The sequence below is a fragment of the Thiosocius teredinicola genome, from assembly GCF_002009425.1.
Classification (GTDB): domain Bacteria; phylum Pseudomonadota; class Gammaproteobacteria; order Chromatiales; family Chromatiaceae; genus Thiosocius; species Thiosocius teredinicola.
The window spans coordinates 4263797-4282373 of the sequence record NZ_CP019936.1; the positions used below are offsets into that span (position 1 = coordinate 4263797).

The following is an 18577-nucleotide window of genomic DNA, read 5'->3' on the forward strand; positions in this document are numbered from 1 at the left end:
ATGAGATTCAGAGGTTTTTCAACGTCCAACCAACACTCCCGATGCTGTTGCCCCAAGACCCGCTGCAACTTGCATTTCAGCTATATGACGGGATCAACACAGCGAAGCCGCTGCATCTCTTGTTTGCGCCAACCTGGAACACAGCAAAACATTTTGCACGGGTCCGGTGCGCACCACTCTCTCAACGCGGGCCGGATCGGCGGCACGCTGCTTCCAAAAGTCGACACCCATGCGCCACACGACATACCTCATGGGCCAAATTGTCGGCAGCCGTGGCCTCCAAGTCGTTTCAGATGGCGACTCTGACGAGCCCATCCAGCCGCGCCTTCACAAGCCCATGGCGTTTTGCAGCAAACGCCGTGCCTTACTCCGTAAGTGACCGTCCGCACAATTCGGCTTGCCGGTACCTGCGACGTTTCATAAGCCCAGGCATGTTGAGCCGAAACCGGCTCTTCCCCGCCCGCGGCGACTAACAGGCCGAAGTTTGTCGTACAGCCAACAGTAACGGCACTCCTTGACCGACGGGGGTGCTTGCTCGCATCCGAACATCCGCGACCAAAAACTCCGCTCCGCACATGAGTTGCGCATTTTGTGCGGAGTTAGCGATTTTCGGTCAGAAACCGTGAACTAAGCTTAGCCTGCATAGCCGATCGCGAAACCCAGATATCGGGAAGGTGATCGCAAGCACGGCTTCGGAAATGATCCGCCGGTGTCTGCGCCCACGGCGGTGGCGATCACCCAAAGCATTGAGTCGTTCATACCGAAACCTCATCCGCCGATGGCGCCCTCAGACTGCAAACGCGGAAACCCGTCATGAAGAACCTGTTCGTGAAACATTACGCCAACAGAGACCAAAGGACTTTAGATCCCAATTTGCCGGCCGGTTTTCGATGCCGCCCCTCCCGTGCCTTCTGCTTGTTCGCAACCTTGCTGGTGGCAAGCCTTGCCTTCGATGCGTACGCACAGCGTGGTCGCGCGTACGTCGACAATGGAACTGTTCGTTCCGATCAAGGAACCCTGCTAAGGGGTCCATTTATCAAGTTGTGGAATCGGACCCTCTATCCAATCGACAGCGACGATGCTGAGTTGTACTCGGCAGACTACTGGCGGGCTTTCAAAGATACCGGCTACAACAGCGTGAGGATTGCGGTTGCTTGGGGAACACGCAGCTATCCCGACTTTTCACCTGAAGCCACGCTGCAAGCACTCGATGAGTTGGTTACAGTACTTACGTCACTGGGCATGTATGTGACGATCTGTGGGAGTGCCCACGACTACGCGTACTACTACAAGGACGACTTGCAAGAGGCATGGAACAACATTGCGCCCCGCTACGCCGGCAACCCGAATGTGCTTTACGAAATTCAGAACGAACCTATGGGAGATCCGAACGGTTTCCATTCAAATCCTCCCAGCCCCAAAGGCAACGCCTATGACCTGGTCGAGATCTACCATTCGGTGCGCGACATGGCGCCCAATACCGTCATTGGCATGTGGGGATTTTCTGCACTCGGCGATGACACGAACAGCGCCTTGTGGGCGATCAAGAAACATGATCGGAACCAAACCATCTCCTACGACAAGACGGCTGTTGCCTTTCACTACTATCCGCCAACCGAATCCGCATACGTCAACAAGCTGCAAGGCACCTACCCGGTATGGATGACCGAAGGCAGCGATGAAGGGCCCGGGGGATACCTGAATCGCGATTTCGCTTGGTATGCCGACTGCGAAGCCAAAGGCATCAGTTGGTACTTCATGGACTTCCAAGACATGCGAGAGAAAGGACAACAGATCAAAACGTACTTGAGCAATCACGGGTATGACTGGGTCCCCGATGCCGCAAGCGGTACTTCCCGTGGTGTATTCTTCGAGTCCGAGGCACTGTCCTCATCCCAATCTGCCCAGCTGGCTACCGACTTACTCTCTCACGAGCAGGCCAGCGGCGGCCAAGTCGTGATTCTTCCCAGCTCGCGCATTGGCCAATGGGTCGAGTTCAGTTTGCCGAATGTCGCAGCGGGTACTTACCGCGTGAGAGCACACGTTCTGCGACATCCAAGCTTCGGTACCTTTCAGATGAGTATCGGCGGCACCAAGGTTGGTAGTCAGGTAAACACCTTCGGTGACACAAGTCTTCTCACCGCGAGCCAGCTCGGCACTGGCAGTAGCCGTGTCGAAGGCCCGTCGAGCAACTTCGGCGACGAGGCAATATTCACTTTTGTGGACATTGCAACCGTCTCCTTTTCATCTTCGGGCGAAAAGAAATTCCGCTTTACCGTTGCAGGCCGAGACCCCGCGAGCAACGGCTACAACCTTGCGATAGATGCCATCGAACTCGTTCGCTGAGCGCACCAGGGCACCTCCCCTCGCTCAGCCGCCCCGGCTGTCGATTGCCCATGGCGTTGGCAAGCAAAGCGCAAGACACTGATGTGTCCACCGACATCGCTTGACCACAACAACGTTTCCCCGGTCCCCAAGCATGGACCCCATGCTCTGACGTTATACGCAAGGCGGCTGTAGACGGAGCTTCCCGGTAACGCACAAACCTCTCTCGTACAGACTATAGTTGCCGAGTATCCCAACGAGCATGGTGATTGCGATGAAACACCCGGCAGCCCTCGCCAACGATATTCGGCAAACACCGTGCGGCCGTCATGCAGTACGTGAAGCCCTGGTATTTCTGTCTACATTGATCTTGCTGGCCAGTGTCGCCGGCAAGGCACCGGCCGATACCGGGGCGCAAGTGGAACTCACCGGCACGGTCCACTCGACCGGCATTTCCGGTTACCCCGGGTCGAAGTTCACACTCGGCGACGCAGACAGCGACAGCCGCGGCCTGGTCGGCGTGTTGTCGCGCGAGCGGTCCGACAAGCCGTGTTTCGTCAGCGCCGGCTGGGAGGACGTGAACAAATCCTCGACCAATGGTGCGGCGACCAAAGACCTGTGCGGCAAGAAAGGGCCGAGTTCCGGCACGATGGGTGGTACCTATGCAAACACCGGGGGCAACGCCAACCGTGTGTTCGTCACCGGTGCGCAGGTGTGCATGAACAAAGGCGACGACCGGGTCAAGGGCATCCATCTGCGCGGCCAGCGCATCAATGACGCCGGCGAACTGGTGAACTTCGGCCCCGACGCCCAAGACTCGCGCACCAACTGTCATCAGGATCACTGGAAGCGATGGGTGGAATGCCCCGCCGGCCAGATCGCCACCGCGGCAATCATCCACTACTCGGCCGGCGACACGCCGCGCAGCTGGACCGGTATCGGTCTGCAATGTCGCGCCATCAAAAGCACAGGGGCAAGCACCACGCTCACCACCGAAGCGAGCACGCTCGACAGCGTGACGGATACCGGGCCGAAGGCGCTGACCGAACTACCCGGTTGCAACGATACCGAGGCGCTCGACATTCGCGCGGTCGCCTGGAACATCGCCGACGACTGGGCAGCGTTCTCCCGCAAGGTAGAACGCCAGAGCGGGACGAATCTGGGCGCTTGCATCGAACGGCGTTTCGCCGGTGACGGCAAGGTGGAATGCGCCCACGAGTACAAATGCAAACAGAACGGCACAAAATGCAAGCTGGGCTTGGGTGGCGGACTGGGATCGAAGATCAAGCTCTACCAGACATTCTTCGACAACATTGCAGGGAAACCGCAGCCCGACCGACGCGCCTGTTACGCGGCGTTGATGACCCACGAGTTCTCGCACACCTGCGAACACTATGCCGAGGGTGGCCCCGAAGCCCGTGCGGAAGCCGCCTTCGACTACTGGAAGGAACGCTTCGCGGTATCGAGCAGCTGGACCATCGACGGTGGCTGCGGGATGAACGATTGACGACAGCATTGTCGGCTGGGCGTCGCCAGAGTTCCGGGAAGACGGGATATCCAAAGCGTCGCTGATCCATCAATCAGCGGTCGCGCACAGCCTCAGCGATAGAACAGATCGCGGAACATACCTTCGGCCCAGGCGAGGCTCGCCTGGCCGCCCTGCAGATCCCAGTCCTCGATCATGTGGGTGCGATCGAAATCAAAAACGTTCGTCTGTTCGTTGAACTTGTAGTAGGTGATGATGCTCATCGCCTGCAACGGATCGATCTCGACCGAAGAGAAGCACATCGTCTGCGGACTGCGCCACGCGATGTCCTTCCCCAGGGCGTGACCGGCAATCACTTCGGCGACGTATTTGCCTTCCGAGTGCGCCGTGTGGCCACCTTTCGAAAACGGCTGCCCTCGCGAATCACCGGTCACATAAACATGTTCGTCGCCGACCACGTGATAGCGAAACGGGTCGGTGTTGGCCGCCCTTTGCGGACTCTTCGGATTGGCAATACCTGCCTCATCGATCAACCGCGAGGCGCGTATCGGCGGGTAGATGATGGCATCATCGAACGGATACTCGTCGAACTCCGTGGTGACCGCTTTGGCATCCAGATCGATGCCCGATATCTCCGAACTGGGCAGATACTCGATGTAGTCTTTGTACAGCTCATCGAAGGCCCGATGAAAGCCATCCTTCTTGATCTTGATGCCGGTGTTCATATCGAGCAGCAGGATCTTTGCGTGCACGCGGCGCTTCTTGAAGACCGCAGCCATCATGCAGGCGCGTTCGTACGGTGCTGCGGTACAGCGATAATCACCGTTGGGCACGTTCAGCACGAAGGTACCGCCCTTGAAGGTCTGGATCTTGTGCTTGATGGTCAGCAATTCGGAGGCGCTGACGAAGCCACCCGGATAGTGTTGAAACAACAACTCTTGCTGCTCCGCGTCTTCTACGCCGATACGCGCATAGTCGTAGTCAATGCCCGGTGCCAGTACCAGGTACTCATAAGCGATGTGTCCCACATCGGTGTAGATCTTGCGCGACTCGCGATCAAAACCGAGCACGGTGGCCTGCAGGAAGTGGTAATCGTGATTATCCGCCGCGTCGAAGAAACTGTGGCTCAGAAAATCGAGGTTTATCTGATCGGCCAGCCACGAGTTGCTCAACGGAAACGACACGAACGAGGGATGCCTGTCGATCAGCAACACATCGAACGCCGGATTGTGCCGCTTCAGATACTTGGCAAGCGTCAGCCCGGACCAACCGCCGCCGACGATGACCACGCGAGCGCCCTTGGGCTGTGGCAGAGACGCCGCACGCAACAGCCTAGCAAATGCCGGCGGTGTGGCACCGACGCCGGATGCGGCCTGCTCCGTGGCCACGGCCGGCGCCGCGTGCGCCGCCCCGGCCAGCGTTAGTCCAGTGAACTGCAGGAAGCGCCGTCGGCTGAAATTTTTTTCGTTGCTCATACCCTTGCCTCACTCGAAATCGGGATTGCGCCATTCTGCGTTTGGCGCCAGATCCCCTTCGGGAACCGGCAGGTACGAGATGTAGTTGAGCACCATCTCAAGTTCATCGTCCGAGATCCTCTTCAGCATCTCGGCCATCGCCGGGTCGACCTGACGCAGCCCGTCGCGAACCTGGAGGGCCTGGCGTTTCATATAGCTGTAATGCTGCCCTTGCAGTCGCGGGTAATTGGCGGCGTTGTTACCTTCGCCTGCGGCCCCATGGCAGCCGATACAGTTGGCCTCGTACAGCTGCATGCCCTGCGCGTACTGCGGACTGTCTTTACCCCAAGGTCCCTGGGCGTGGTGCGGATTCATCGGCAGGGTTGCGATATAGGCGACCACATCGACCAGATTCTGATATCCGCCAATCGTGCGCTCCTGCACGAACGGCCACATTGTCGGGTTGTCGCGACGACCACTGCGTATGTCCAGCAGCTGCTTCATCAGCACATTGACGTGCTGGCCCGCGAGCTGCGGATAGTTTCCCTCCTTGTCGCCCCAGGCTTCCGGCAGGTGGCAACGCGCACAGATCTCAAACAGATAGCGACCGTTGTTTGGATCGGGTTGGAACTCCAACACCACCTCGACCGTTTCCGCGGCATACGCTACACCGGCGGCCAGCACGAGCAGCAGGCTGCAAAGGCATTCAAGAAATCTCGGCATCTTGGGAGTCATATCGAATAGGTGGTTATTGTTCGGAACCCCGCCAGGCACAGCCCCAAAAATTGTCGCTCGGCGCTGCATCCCGGTTCTGGCAAGGATACTGCCTCGTTGCCGCCCTGGCATCCCCCAGCGACGCCCGCCCTTGTCAGCCGGCGGATCATCGATTGCCCTGTCCCGCGATTTAACGGGCACACGAGGCATCCGGCAAGCCCGCAGCTCAAGGACTAACCCACGTCAATAATGGCTGGCACTGCGTCATGCAGGGCGGGCCCGCCTGATGACGACGTGGAATAACTTCGCGCGCAGTGTGTTCACTCATTGAGAGTCTACAACCCACGACTATTGCCCAACGTCATTTCAATCTAGGAGAAACCTGATGAATCTGTGTGCCTTGGAACCTGCAGCGGCGACTACGCCCGTTTCGCGGCGGTTGCTGCTCAGCCTTGTGGCCGGGCTGTTGTTGCCCCTGCAAGCCCTTGCGATCCCCGTAACGGATCCCGCCGGCGATTTCCTCGCCACGTACGCCGGACCACAGAACGGTGACATGGATGTGTTGAATGCCGACGTCAGCTACAACCAGGCAAGCGACGCGTTCCGATTCTCCGCCACCCTCGATGGCGCCATCGGCGCCACGGATGGCGCGCTCTACGTTTACGGATTGGATCGCGGCCAGGGCACCGAGCGTTTCCTTGACGGCGACCCGTCGATCGGTGCCGGCGTCGTGTTCGACATGGTGGTCGTCGTACGACCGGACACCACGGCCGTCATCAACGACTTCATCAACAACCAGGTCACCCAGTTGTCAGCCGGCACGGTTCAGATCCTGAACGACAGCTTCATCAGCGTGGCGCTGGATGCCGACCTGTTTCCATCCACCGGTTTCGATACGAGCGACTACACCTGGAACCTGTGGCCGCGCCAAGGCCTCGGCAACAACGTGCAGATCTCCGACTTCGCTCCGGATGCGTCCAATGTCGGCGTTTCGCAGGTACCAGTGCCTTCGACCCTGGCGTTGTTGGGCATCGCCGGTCTGGGGCTGCTGCGTCGCAGGCGTAACACCGCGGTAGATCTAGGCTCCCCGCGCCGGTTCGCTGCGGCATAAATCGCCTAATCCGACCGGATCAATCTGGCCGACCTTCGGATCAACGCAAGGTCGCCCGAACAAGCGCACCCCCTGTCGCCGATAGCCCCCGGTTACTGGGGGTGCGCGCGTACATGTCCAAGTAATTTCGTCGCGGCGCTGGAGTAAGCCCGACGTCGGCTTACGCACGCTTCGCAGCCTCGAACGAGGCTCCGCTTTCTGTCGCGGACGACCACACCCGCCCAACCACGACTGTGCAGAACTAAGTTCGGCCATCGGTTTCGCCGTCAGACGCTAAATCAGCCACCGAACTCGTGCACCGACACTTCTCACCGGCTCGCAACAGGCCCACCCGTAGCGCCACAGGATGCATTCGAAACCGGCTCATAGATTGCGACCTATGACTGGGCTTTGCTTTGTCGAATGGTTAGCCGCCCGCGGTGTTCTTACCATACCGCGGTGTCTTGCCACTGCCTGCACAGGAAACGTACTGCGGCCGGCTGTACGCCGCGAAAGTCTTGTCATGAAACGACTACACCGTGTTCTGCCGTTTTTGCGCTGGTTTCCGATGTCGGGAGCAGGCATACGCGCAGATCTGCTCGCCGGTATAACCGTCGCGCTGATTCTCGTGCCGCAGAGCATGGCCTATGCGCAACTCGCAGGCCTGCCGGTTGTGTATGGCCTTTATGCCTCGTTCGTGCCGGTGATCGTCGCCTCGCTGTGGGGCTCGTGCAGCCAGTTGCACACCGGCCCGGTGGCCATGCTGTCGCTGATGTCGGCGGCGGCATTGATCCCGTTCGCCAACCCGGGCAGCATCGATTTCATCCAGCTATCGATCATGCTCGCGCTGATGGTCGGGATACTTCGGCTGGGCCTTGGGCTGTTCAAGCTCGGTGCGGTCGTCAATCTGCTGTCCAGCCCGGTGATTGTCGGTTTCACCAATGCGGCGGCGTTGATTATCGGCCTGTCACAACTGAGCAAGATTATCGGCGTGCCCTTCCCTCGCTCTGACTTCTACCTGGCGGACCTGTGGGGAGTCGTTGGACAGATCGGCGCAACGCATTGGCCCACCTTGGCGTTCGCGGTCGGCGCCTACGCGTTGATCGTGGGCAGCAAGCGTTTCGTGCCACGCCTGCCGGGCGTGCTGACGGCGGTACTGGCAACAACCATCGTCTCGGCTTTGATAGGCTTTGAGAAGAAGGCCGAGATATCGCTGGCGCAGATTCAGTCACCGTCGGAGTTGGCATCGATCGAGACTTATGCCACGTCGCTACAGCGCATAGACGCACTCACGCAGCAGATATCCAGCATCAACCGTGAGATCGCCGGCCTGAAGAATGTAGGCGACCTGGACAGCGTCACCCGAGTCGCGGATGCCGGCGCGGCGATCCGACCCCTCGAGTACGAACGCGCCGTGCTCAAGGCACAGAACAACAAGCAACAGATCAAGCTGCACCGCTTGCGCCTCGAACGCGTGGAAACCGTCGATGGCGTGAAGTTCTACCCCTACGGCGAGCTGCCGGACGGGTTCGAAGGCGACGGGCATGCCTGGCGTTTCACCGGCATTGCCGGTGACACCGTCACGCTGTCGTCCGGCGGCGCAGTCGTCGGCGAGATCCCGACCGGCCTGCCGACCTTCGCGATACCCGAGCTGCAATGGAGCGCGATCTTCGGCCTTTTGCCGGCCGCCATCGTGATGGCGTTGATCGGTTTCATGGAGGCCACCTCCATCTCAAAGGCTATCGCGACGACGACCGGTGAACGCATCGATGCCAGCAAGGAACTGGTCGGCCAGGGCCTGGCCAACATCGCCGGAAGCTTTTTTGGCTCTTACGCGGTAAGCGGATCATTCTCGCGCTCTGCGGTGGCGGCGAAGACCGGCGCCAAGACCGGACTGTTCGCGATCGTCAGTGCACTGGCCGTGGTGTTGGTACTCCTGTTCTTTACGCCCTACCTGTACGCGTTGCCACAGTCCGTACTGGCCGTGATCGTGATGATGGCGGTGTTCAGCCTGATCCGCGTCAAGCCGCTGGTACATGCATGGAAAGTCAATCGCACCGACTCGATCATCGGCTTTATCACCTTCTTCGCCACGCTGGCAATGGCGCCGGCTATCGCCAACGGCATCCTGCTGGGGATCGCGCTCACTCTCGTGGTGTTCCTGATCAAGAGCATGAAACCGCGCGCCGAGATCGTTGCACGCAAACCGGATGGCACGCTGGGCGGCATCAAGGCGCATGGCCTGACGCCGATCAGTCAGTTTGTGGTGCCGGTGCGGTTCGATGGCTCGCTGACCTTCTCCAACGTGGCTTACTTCGAAGATGCCGTGCTTGACGTCATCGCCAACTTTCCGCAGTGCAGGGCGATCGTGATCATAGGCAGCAGCATCAACGAGATCGACGCCTCCGGCGAAGAAAAGGTCCGCGAAGTCGGCAAGCAACTGCGCGCAGCCGGCATCGAACTGCACTTCAGTGGCTTGAAACACCAGGTGCTATCGACTTTGGAGCGCACCGGGCTGGTGGAAGAATGTGGCCGGGATCACTTCTTCCCGAACAAAGAGCTTGCGTTACATAAGCTGCTGGAACGACACGACCAACAACCCGCGGCGGCGGCCTGACGGCGGGCGCAATAGACCCAACGTCGCTTTCACTGCCCGCTCAAACGTTTCGCTCGCCACTCCCGGTACTCGCGGGACTCAATGAACGGCACGAAGACATCCTCTCCAGACATCGCCTCGGCGGTCATCTCATACTCGAATGCATCTTCGAGAACCCTTGCCGTCAACGTGGCATCTTCGAAACGCTTCGCTTCAATCTGCGCATTCAGCAAGGCCCAATAGGCGTTCTCGTAGAGCGGTTCAATCATGATAGCGCGCTCCGCCGCCGCAATAGCCTTGTCGTACTCGGCCATTCCCAGAAAACTGACCGACTTCACCGCCAGCAGGCCCGCGTCTTCCACGCCCATCCTGGATGAGAGCTTGTCGATCGTCGCCAAGACCTTTCCGTACTGCCCAAGTTGAAAGTAGTAGTCGGTCAGAATATATGCCGCTTTGTCGTTGTCACTGGAATGGGCGGCAATATCCGCCAATAGTTTGTGGTACAGGCTCGCATCGCCGGACGCGTTCGCTGAGTTCACGGCAATAGCGACGAGAGGAATTGCGCTACGAAGTGTTTCGTCGAGCGACAAATAGCGCTCGACCGCACGAGCATAGCTCCCTTGGCCGAAATCGCTGACCATGGCATGAACGCTTTCAATAACATCAGCGCGACCATTGGCGAAATCGATCAAGGTGCCAAAAGCCGTTGGAGTCGGGGCCGTTGTCGCAATGAGATAGCGCAGCGAGTCCGAATAATTCTGGCCGGTAGAGTAGTCATACCAGTCGACGATCCTCACGCCGCCATTGGCACCCAGTGACAGCGCAAACTCCAGGTAGGCATCGCCAGCATCCCCCAAGCCCAGGCGAATCAATGCGGTTGGCGAGGACCCTCCGGCGCTTACCTTCAAGAGTTTTGCGTAGGCGTCAGAAGGCATTCTCGATACCAACTCAACGCCCAACCGCTCCCCCAGCCCATTGCGCACGCCTCTCACCACCTTCCTTTTCCATGCTGCGCTTCCAAGCTGGTCATCGATTGCATTTTTTATTATGCCGTCTACATCGATAATATCGTTGAACGGTTTGGGGTCTCGTCGGTTGAATCCGTCAACGATTTGCTCCATGGCTGCGGTGAACGCATCCCCCGCGACATCAGCCATCGCGCTCGATACCGCAGATATCGACAACAACACGAAGACCAGGTAGCGGCGAAAACCGTTGAGATGGGCACTTCGCCTTGGGGCGGCCGGCGCGCCCCGATTCGCCTTTGGCAAGCTGGGCGGAAGCAACCACTGACGTTGACCCGACAACGCCACACGATCGCCTGAAGCTGCGGGTTCGAAGATTGAACGCAGAACGTTCGCTACGCCCGCGCGCCCGATGCACACACGTCGCCGCGCTATGGCAACCACCTGCGGAAGATCAATAGAAGCAAGACCGATACTCATGCTGGGTTCCTTCCCGTCGCCTCCAATCAGGAGACAAACCTTTATATCTTTGAACGTTATCTACTCGGCTGCGCAAAGCGGTAGGCAGTACCACCTTGCGTAAACGCTTGTGAATGTATCACCAGAAAGGCGGCCGGTGGCCTACACGAAGCGAATGCCGGAATAAGATTCAGCGCAAAATCGTCGCATTCCCATTGCGACCTTGCCTCAGCCATCACCTGTGCGCGTTGCTTGGCATGCTGAAGACGCAGGCATTCAAGCCGCGTCGGCAGCAGGATGAGATTCGAACTCAGGTGCGACACCAATGGTCTCTCGGCAATGTGTCGGAAAGCACAACAGTGCGATTGTCACGTGCTGCCAATCGCACCGTCAGCGCCCGACCGACATATGCCGATCAATCAGCTATCGCCGCTGCGATCTCAGCAATGTCGATCTTCTTCATCGTCAGCATGGCATCGAATGCGCGCTTCGCGCGCTCGCCACCTACGGCCATCGCTTCGGTCAGGATGCGGGGCGTGATCTGCCATGAAATACCCCATCGGTCTTTGCACCATCCGCACATACTTTCCTCGCCATCGTTGTTGACGATGGCCGACCAGTAGGCATCCGTTTCTTCCTGACTGTCCGTTGAGATCTGAAACGAAAAGGCTTCGCTGTGGGTAAAAGCCGTTCCGCCATTGATGCCGAGACAGGGCACCCCAGCCACTGCGAACTCGACGGTAAGCACATCACCGGCTTTTCCGGATGGGTAGTCGCTCGGCGCGAGACGAACGGCGGTGACCGAACTGTTGGGAAAGGTTTCGGCATAAAAGCGCGCTGCGTCTTCGGCGCCGGATTCGAACCAAAGGCAGATCGTATTCTTCGGAATATTCATAGCTAACCCTCAAACCCTCATCTTTCGCGGCGGCAGACAACTTCGCGGTACAGGCAACATTGATACTCGACCATGTCAGTCGTCGCTACCGAGTAAGCGAGTGAAACCGCCCCAGATCATGCGTTTACCATCGAATGGCATCTTCTCGGGATCCATACAATCGGACATCCGCTTGTCGGCCATGACCTTGCTCATCACGGCATCGCGATGTTCACGCGACTCGTAGCGCGCATAGCCGATTCCCACGATTTCGTCGCCCTCGAGCTGCACACCCTTCATGAAAGATGTGATCTCTCCTTCCGGCACATCGTCCGCGATGTATTCCTGGTACTCCAGCGCCCCAAACTCCATCCAGACGTCACGCGCTACCTCCGCCATTGCGCGGTACTCTGTGAGCTTGGGTTTCGGGATAGGTACGATAAAAACGTCGATGTAGCTCATCACTTTTCACCTCAAAAAAACCTGGGATAAACCCACGCCAAGTAGCTGGCGGCCTCAACCAGGCGCGATGCATAAGGGGCTCTGCTTCGGCCGGGATCATGTGCATATCCGCCCCGCGGTACGCCAATAGTCAGCCCGTATCTCGGCCCGCCTTTCGTCAGGTTCGGTTTCTCCACCAGGATCGCCGCGCCCGTCGATTCGATGCGCTGCCCCCAAGTAGAGTATCGTTTTGCGACACTTTCGCGCCTCGCGCCACCGCATAGCCAGAAAGAACCTCCAAACGCGCCATTCTGCTGTCACGACGATCGGGCACGAGGAAGTTCGACACGAAAGGGAGGAAATTTTTTCATTTCCGGACCTCTTCGTGAGATTCTTTGTGGATCAACGGACCGGCTGTTCGATTTATGGATACAACATTCACCATCGCAGACGAAGCGCCGCCGCTTTCCCGCTCACCGTGGCGCTTCGTGCTGCATTTCTATTTGAAGGCACGGATCGCGCTGATCGCGATCTTTGTGTTCGAGGCGGGACAAGCCGCCTGCACGATCCTGCTGCCATACGCGGTGAAAGAGATCATCGATGCAGTTACGCTGGCGAACGCCACCGGCGCCTCGGTGTTCGCGACCGCGCAGAACGCCCTGATCCTGTTCGGCCTGTTGAACCTCGGCATTGTGTTGTTCAGTCGCGCGAGCGGCGCCGTACTGGTGATGACGGGACCACGCTTGCGCGCCGACATCCGCAAATCGCTGTTCAGTTACCTGCAGCATCATTCGCATCGCTACTTCATCTCGCATTTCGCCGGCTCTCTGGCGAACCGCATCGCCGAGGTGTCGATGAGCAGCATGCATGCGCTGTGGGCGATCACCTTCGATTTTTACCCTCTGATCATCAAGTCGGCCGTGGCGTTGATTATCTTGTTTACGACCAGCTCCGAACTCGCGTTGGTTCTGACGATATGGCTGACCATCTACATATACGCGTCGTATGTCCTCGCGAAGCGCTGCCGCGTGTATGCCAAAGATTTCGCCGAGGCGCGATCGTTGGTTACCGGCAAGATCGTCGATTCGGTTTCGAACGTGATGAACGCCAAGATGTTCGCGCGACGCCGCTTCGAAGAGGACTACCTCACCGACTATTTGAATCACGAGGTGGACCACGCGCTGCGCACGTTCTGGTACATGGAGAAGCTGCGCTGGTTCCAGTTCAGTGCGGCCATGGTGTTGATGATCGCGATGGTCGGCTACGCACTGAAAATCTGGTCTGACGGCGACATGGACGTTGGCGACTTCTCGATGGTCGCCGGCCTGGCCATCATGCTGATCGAGGCGGCACGCGGACTCAGTCGGAGCTTTCTCGAGTTTTTCGAGTATATCGGCAACATCAGTGACGGGGTGGCCACATTCATTCAGCCGCACGAGATCGTCGACCAACCGGGGGCTGAAGCATTGCAGGTAACGCGGGGCGAAATCGCCTTTCGCGATGTGTCGTTCGCTTACAAGGAAGGCCTGCAGGTATTCGATCACTTAACGGTAACAATCGAACCCGGCCAGCAGGTGGGCCTTGTCGGGTTCTCCGGTTCGGGCAAATCGACCTTCGTCAATCTGATACTGCGCTTGTTCGAACCACAGTCGGGTGTGATCGCGATCGACAATCAGGACATCCTCGCCGTCACCCAGGACAGCCTGCGCGAGAACGTATCCATGATCCCGCAGGACCCCATGCTGTTTCACCGCTCACTGATGGAAAACATTCGCTACGGCCGACTCGAGGCCAGCGACGAAGAGGTTATCGAGGCGGCGAAAAAGGCCCACGCGCACGACTTCATCCTGCAGACCGAACAGGGCTATGGCTCACTGGTCGGTGAACGCGGTGTCAAGCTTTCCGGCGGACAACGCCAGCGTATCGCCATCGCGCGCGCCATCCTCAAGAATGCACCGATCCTGATCCTGGACGAAGCGACCTCGGCGCTGGATTCGGTCACCGAGAAGCAGATCCAGCAAGGCCTGGACTACCTGATGCAGGGTAAGACGGTGGTTGTCGTTGCCCATCGCCTTTCCACGATCTCGCACATGGACCGCATCCTGGTCTTCGATCAAGGCAAAGTGGTTGAGGACGGCAGCCATGCCGACCTTCTGCAGCACGGTGGGCATTATGCGCGTTTGTGGAACATGCAGGCCGGTGGCTTTTTACCGGAGACTATCGAGGCGTAAAGCGATACCCGTCAGTCGCTGACAAGCCTGCCCAGTGCGTCGTAGATCAATTCGTGCATGAACGAATTCTCGCCGCAGTGGACGAGTTCGTCGTTTACCTGAAAAGTAAGATAGGGCCGGACTTGCTCGCCGCCCGATTCGATATCGGCGATGCCGTCGATCACGCACGTAATGCTGAACGCCAGCGATGCAGTGAGATCTTTGATGTCGCTTTTTCCCAGCCCCGCTTCGACCAGCTTGACCTGGATGGTCTTAACCAACTCATCGACCAAGACAGCTTGCTGCTTATCGAACGCATCGGGATTGAGTTGCAAATCCATCGTCTGCCCCAGAGTGTGGAAGAAAGATGTGCTTACACGCACTTTGTGAAGGCAGGACGCAATCCCGGAAGCCACCAAATTCCTCGAGCATCCAGTGAACGCAGGAAAACGCGTTGCCCCCGTGCGTTACACCCAGGTTCACATAGCCGAAAGTACTTATGGCTTTTTGGGCGTCGTGTACTCGACTTCTTTCTGCCAGGGCTCCCAGATGGTCTCGTAACCGACAAACCCCTTGTCGTTGGGTTCTTTCTGCTTGGTGATCACAAAACGTGTGTGGCCATCTGGAACTCTTGGCTTTTCTTGCTTCTGTTCGCTCATCGTTTTCCTCTCGCTAATATTCAGATCGGTACGGTTGCGCCGCCGATCTCTGGCCCCTTGTCCACCTTGCCGCCAGCCTCGATTTCCTCACCGGTCGCATCACGAACCGTCAGGATTTCGAGTTTGAAAATCACTTCCCGGCCACAGAGGGGATTGTTCCCGTCGATGGTCAGGGTGTTTTCGTCTACCCGCGTAACCAGAAAACTCTTGGTTTGACCCCGGTCGTTTTCCATCAGGATGGCGGTGCCGACCTGTCGGTATTCGGCCGGCACGTTTTCTATATAGTCGGTAATCACCAGGGATTCATCGCGCGGCCCGTAGAGCTTATTGCAATCAATCGGCACTTCGATGATGTCGCCGACCGATTTTCCCTCCAACTCCGCCATAACCCGCGGAGCAAGAACCTCATTGGTACCGTGCACATAACCCAGCGGAAAGTCCACCGCAGTGAGAACTCCCCCTGTCTGCTCATCGATGACCTCGTAGGTAAGCTCGACAAACTTGTTGTTCTGTACAGTCTGTTTCATGGTCACTCAGAAGATCGACGCACCAAATATCTTTACCTGACCTTTTTCATAACCCAGCACCAGCCTGCCAAGCCACTCACCGGGCTTCTTGGTGCTGCGTACCCGGTACATCACGGTAACATGTTCGCCGCGACGTATGATGCCGAGAAAATCTTTGTCTTCCGACAGGTTTCTGGCCAGATCACTCTGCGAAAACTGCCTTCCCACTTCGATCTCATTAAGGCCCTGCATTAGGGAGTAAGCGAAGTTCTTGATGAACTTGCCGTACTGACCCGTGTTGGAGTATTCGACCAGTTCATCCCACCAGGGGTCGGCTATCGCCAGAATCTCCTGGTCGGTGTTATCGATGATATTCAACGCTCTCTATTCTCTACGTGCTCGCAGGCTCCATTCCGTAAGCCGACTACGCATCATCCTTGGCATCCACCAAGTGGTAGCACGGCGCCTTTTCCATCGTGTATTCGCCCGTTTGTGGATCGCGCCGGGAAACCGTCAACACATGCCAGTTTTCGTCGTCCACTTTCATATGGTCACCGCGATAATAATAACCCGGCCAGCGGGTTTCCTTGCGGAACAGCGTGTGATGAAAAACCGACTCGGCCGTCAGATGCCGGTGCTTCAGTTCCCAGGCCCGCAGCAACTCGTGGATGTTTTCAGCCGCGACCTTCTCCAGATCCTCTTCCAAGACCTTCATCTTCTTCAGACCGATGTTCAGCAGCTTCTCGTTGGTCATATAGCTGACGGTCACCCCACCAGCATATTCATCCATCAGCTTCTGCAGACGGTCCAGGCCCTGGCGCGGGTTGATGTAGTTGGGGTTAACCGACCCTGCCGTGATCTCGTTGCGGTAGATTCGGTAATGTTCCATCGGCTTGTAGACCTCCGCTTTGCGGCGGTTGATCTGCTCATCGGAAACTCTGATCCCAGCGGCCTTGCCTTCATCGATGTACTTGCAGGCAGCCTTGGCCGCAAGCCTTCCTTCGGTGAACGACCCTGAAGAGAAAGCATGTGGCGTGCCGCCGACTGCGTCACCCGCACCGAACAGCCCTTCAACCGTGGTCATGCGATTGTAGCCCCAGAAATATTCCGGAGGCGAGATATCTTCCGGGCCGGAGCACCAGGCACCACAACCGGTAGCGTGAGATCCCATTACATAGGGCTCCGAGGTCGTCAGCTCCGGATTCTCGTACTTCGGGTTAACATCCGTGGCGGCCCACAGCACGGCCTGACCCACAGTCATACCGAGGAAGTTGTGCCAGCCGATCTCCTCCAGGTGAGGATCTTGGAAGGAGTGCATCGTGACCATATGAATTGGCCCGCGACCGGCGTTGACCTCGCTGATGAACGCGTGATTGCGCAAGCAGGTGGGAATCGGGCGATGCGTACGGTGCGATGCCTCGACATCGAGATAGCGCTTTCCAACCATCTCTTCCAGTGCGGGGAACCACTTGGACTCGTACTCTTCGCCCATACCATTCTGGGTATAGGTCTTAAGATGCAGGAAGTAAGCACCAACCGGTCCGTAGCCGTCCTTGAAGCGGGCCAACACAATACGGTTTTCCATCTGTGTCATCTTGGCGCCGGCGCCGATCAACAGGCCATAGGCAGAACCTGAAGACCAGGGAGCGTACCAGACACGCCCGGCGCCTTCGCCGACCGAGCGCGGCTTGTAGATGTTCGAGGCGCCACCGGCCCCGACGATCACGGTCTTGGACTTGAAGACGTGGTAGTTGCCGGTGCGCACATTGAATCCCACGGCACCGGCGACACGGTTCGGCTTGCTTTCATCCATCAGAAGATGCGTGACACAAATCCGATTGAAGACCTTGTCGGCCGCCTTTTTCGCGGCCTCTGCCACGATTGGCTTGTACGACTCACCGTGGATCATGATCTGCCAGCGGCCTTCGCGCTGGTAGGCGCCCGTCTTCGGGTTGCGCATCAGCGGCAAGCCCCATTCCTCGAACTGGTGCACCGCAGAGTCGACATGGCGCGCCATGTCGAACAGCAGATCCTCGCGCACCATACCCATCAGGTCGATCCGCGCGTAGCGCACATGGTCTTCCGGGTTGTTCTCACCGAAACGGGTACCCATGTAACAGTTGATGGCGTACAGCCCTTGCGCCACCGCGCCGGAGCGGTCGATATTTGCCTTCTCGGCAATGACAATCTTCTTATCCTGACCCCAGTATCTGGCTTCAAAAGCCGCGCCGGTTCCGCCGAGCCCTGCGCCGGCAACCAGGATATCGATGTTGTCTTCTACAATCGTCTTATACGCCATCAGTAGCCCTCCACCCCTTTGATCATCTTCAGGCCATTGGATTCGAGGGTGTGGAGACCACCATCGTCAAAACGGATGTACTTCGGTTCGTTGTACAGCAACTGACTGTCCCGCTGTTCCTGAGTCGGCGCCGGCACATCTCGAAGCTGCGGAATATGCTTTCCCCAAGGTTTGGTCGTGATGGGCGCCAGTAGATCCATGTCTTTTTCGCCGTTGCGGAACTTGATTCTCCACGCAATGACGCCTTTTTCCTCATCGCGCTTCACACGCACCGAATGCCCCAACGGCGCAAAATCCGCATATCCTCTGACATCGATCGCCTGGTGCGGACACGCTTTAACGCACGAGTAACACTCCCAGCACATATTCGGCTCGATGTTGTATGCACGTCGTACAGTGGTATCGATGTGCATGATGTCTGACGGACAGATATCAACGCATTGCCCACAACCATCACAGCGGGTCATATACACGAAAGTCGGCATAGTCAGCTCCTCTT

General features: G+C 58.0%; 16 protein-coding genes. 5 read left to right on the top strand and 11 right to left on the bottom strand.

All coding sequences use genetic code 11. The features are described from left to right. Positions 1 to 813 precede the first annotated feature (813 nt). Positions 814 to 2346, top strand: a complete 1533-nt coding sequence (locus B1781_RS20115) for a glycoside hydrolase family 5 protein (protein WP_078121364.1) — start codon at positions 814 to 816, stop codon at positions 2344 to 2346. A gap of 253 nt (positions 2347 to 2599) precedes the next feature. Then, the gene (locus tag B1781_RS20120) at positions 2600 to 3832 is read left to right on the top strand and encodes a hypothetical protein (protein WP_125932195.1); all 1233 of its coding nucleotides are present in this window, start codon (positions 2600 to 2602) and stop codon (positions 3830 to 3832) included. A 92-nt stretch (positions 3833 to 3924) separates the two neighbouring features. Here B1781_RS20120 and B1781_RS20125 read toward each other — a convergent pair whose 3' ends face one another. Together B1781_RS20125 and B1781_RS20130 are read right to left on the bottom strand one after the other, a co-directional pair. After that, a complete protein-coding gene (locus B1781_RS20125) occupies positions 3925 to 5286 on the bottom strand; it encodes an FAD-dependent oxidoreductase (RefSeq protein ID WP_078121366.1) in 1362 nt (453 codons plus the stop codon). A 9-nt stretch (positions 5287 to 5295) separates the two neighbouring features. Beyond that, positions 5296 to 5988 carry a c-type cytochrome gene (locus B1781_RS20130; protein ID WP_078121367.1) on the bottom strand — a complete coding sequence of 231 codons (693 nt, stop codon included), beginning with the start codon at positions 5986 to 5988 and terminating at the stop codon, positions 5296 to 5298. 376 nt (positions 5989 to 6364) lie between these two features. Here B1781_RS20130 and B1781_RS20135 point away from each other — a divergent pair, with 376 nt between their 5' ends. Further along, positions 6365 to 7090, top strand: a complete 726-nt coding sequence (locus B1781_RS20135) for a PEP-CTERM sorting domain-containing protein (protein WP_078121368.1) — start codon at positions 6365 to 6367, stop codon at positions 7088 to 7090. A gap of 502 nt (positions 7091 to 7592) precedes the next feature. Next, on the top strand, positions 7593 to 9686 hold the full coding sequence (locus B1781_RS20140; protein ID WP_078121369.1) for a SulP family inorganic anion transporter: 2094 nt from the start codon (positions 7593 to 7595) through the stop codon (positions 9684 to 9686). A gap of 29 nt (positions 9687 to 9715) precedes the next feature. Here the strand turns inward: B1781_RS20140 and B1781_RS20145 are convergent, their stop codons facing one another. The 3 genes from B1781_RS20145 to B1781_RS20155 form a co-directional block, all read right to left on the bottom strand. Then, the gene (locus B1781_RS20145; RefSeq protein WP_125932197.1) at positions 9716 to 11110 is read right to left on the bottom strand and encodes a tetratricopeptide repeat protein; all 1395 of its coding nucleotides are present in this window, start codon (positions 11108 to 11110) and stop codon (positions 9716 to 9718) included. 394 nt (positions 11111 to 11504) lie between these two features. Next, positions 11505 to 11984: a VOC family protein gene (locus tag B1781_RS20150; protein WP_078121371.1), complete on the bottom strand. Its 480-nt coding sequence runs from the start codon at positions 11982 to 11984 to the stop codon at positions 11505 to 11507. Between the two features lie 75 nt (positions 11985 to 12059). Next, positions 12060 to 12425 (bottom strand): DUF1428 domain-containing protein, encoded by a 366-nt coding sequence (locus B1781_RS20155; RefSeq protein WP_078121372.1) that lies wholly within the window; start codon positions 12423 to 12425, stop codon positions 12060 to 12062. Between the two features lie 404 nt (positions 12426 to 12829). Here B1781_RS20155 and B1781_RS20160 point away from each other — a divergent pair, with 404 nt between their 5' ends. Beyond that, complete coding sequence (locus B1781_RS20160) at positions 12830 to 14635, top strand: ABC transporter ATP-binding protein (protein ID WP_078121373.1); 1806 nt, start codon at positions 12830 to 12832, stop codon at positions 14633 to 14635. 11 nt (positions 14636 to 14646) lie between these two features. Here B1781_RS20160 and B1781_RS20165 read toward each other — a convergent pair whose 3' ends face one another. From B1781_RS20165 to aprB, 6 genes are all read right to left on the bottom strand, one after another. Further along, positions 14647 to 15030: a hypothetical protein gene (locus B1781_RS20165; RefSeq protein ID WP_334223802.1), complete on the bottom strand. Its 384-nt coding sequence runs from the start codon at positions 15028 to 15030 to the stop codon at positions 14647 to 14649. Between the two features lie 81 nt (positions 15031 to 15111). Further along, positions 15112 to 15273 (bottom strand): hypothetical protein, encoded by a 162-nt coding sequence (locus B1781_RS23280; RefSeq protein WP_164513484.1) that lies wholly within the window; start codon positions 15271 to 15273, stop codon positions 15112 to 15114. Between the two features lie 20 nt (positions 15274 to 15293). Then, positions 15294 to 15800 (bottom strand): FKBP-type peptidyl-prolyl cis-trans isomerase, encoded by a 507-nt coding sequence (locus tag B1781_RS20170; protein ID WP_078121375.1) that lies wholly within the window; start codon positions 15798 to 15800, stop codon positions 15294 to 15296. A 6-nt stretch (positions 15801 to 15806) separates the two neighbouring features. Then, positions 15807 to 16157: a hypothetical protein gene (locus tag B1781_RS20175; protein ID WP_078121376.1), complete on the bottom strand. Its 351-nt coding sequence runs from the start codon at positions 16155 to 16157 to the stop codon at positions 15807 to 15809. Between the two features lie 46 nt (positions 16158 to 16203). Then, entirely contained in the window at positions 16204 to 18078 is a 1875-nt protein-coding gene (aprA, locus tag B1781_RS20180) for an adenylyl-sulfate reductase subunit alpha (protein ID WP_078121377.1), read from the bottom strand. Then, a complete protein-coding gene (gene aprB, locus B1781_RS20185; RefSeq protein ID WP_078121378.1) occupies positions 18078 to 18563 on the bottom strand; it encodes an adenylyl-sulfate reductase subunit beta in 486 nt (161 codons plus the stop codon). The genes aprA and aprB overlap by 1 nt, the downstream gene beginning before the upstream one ends. Positions 18564 to 18577: the final 14 nt, after the last annotated feature.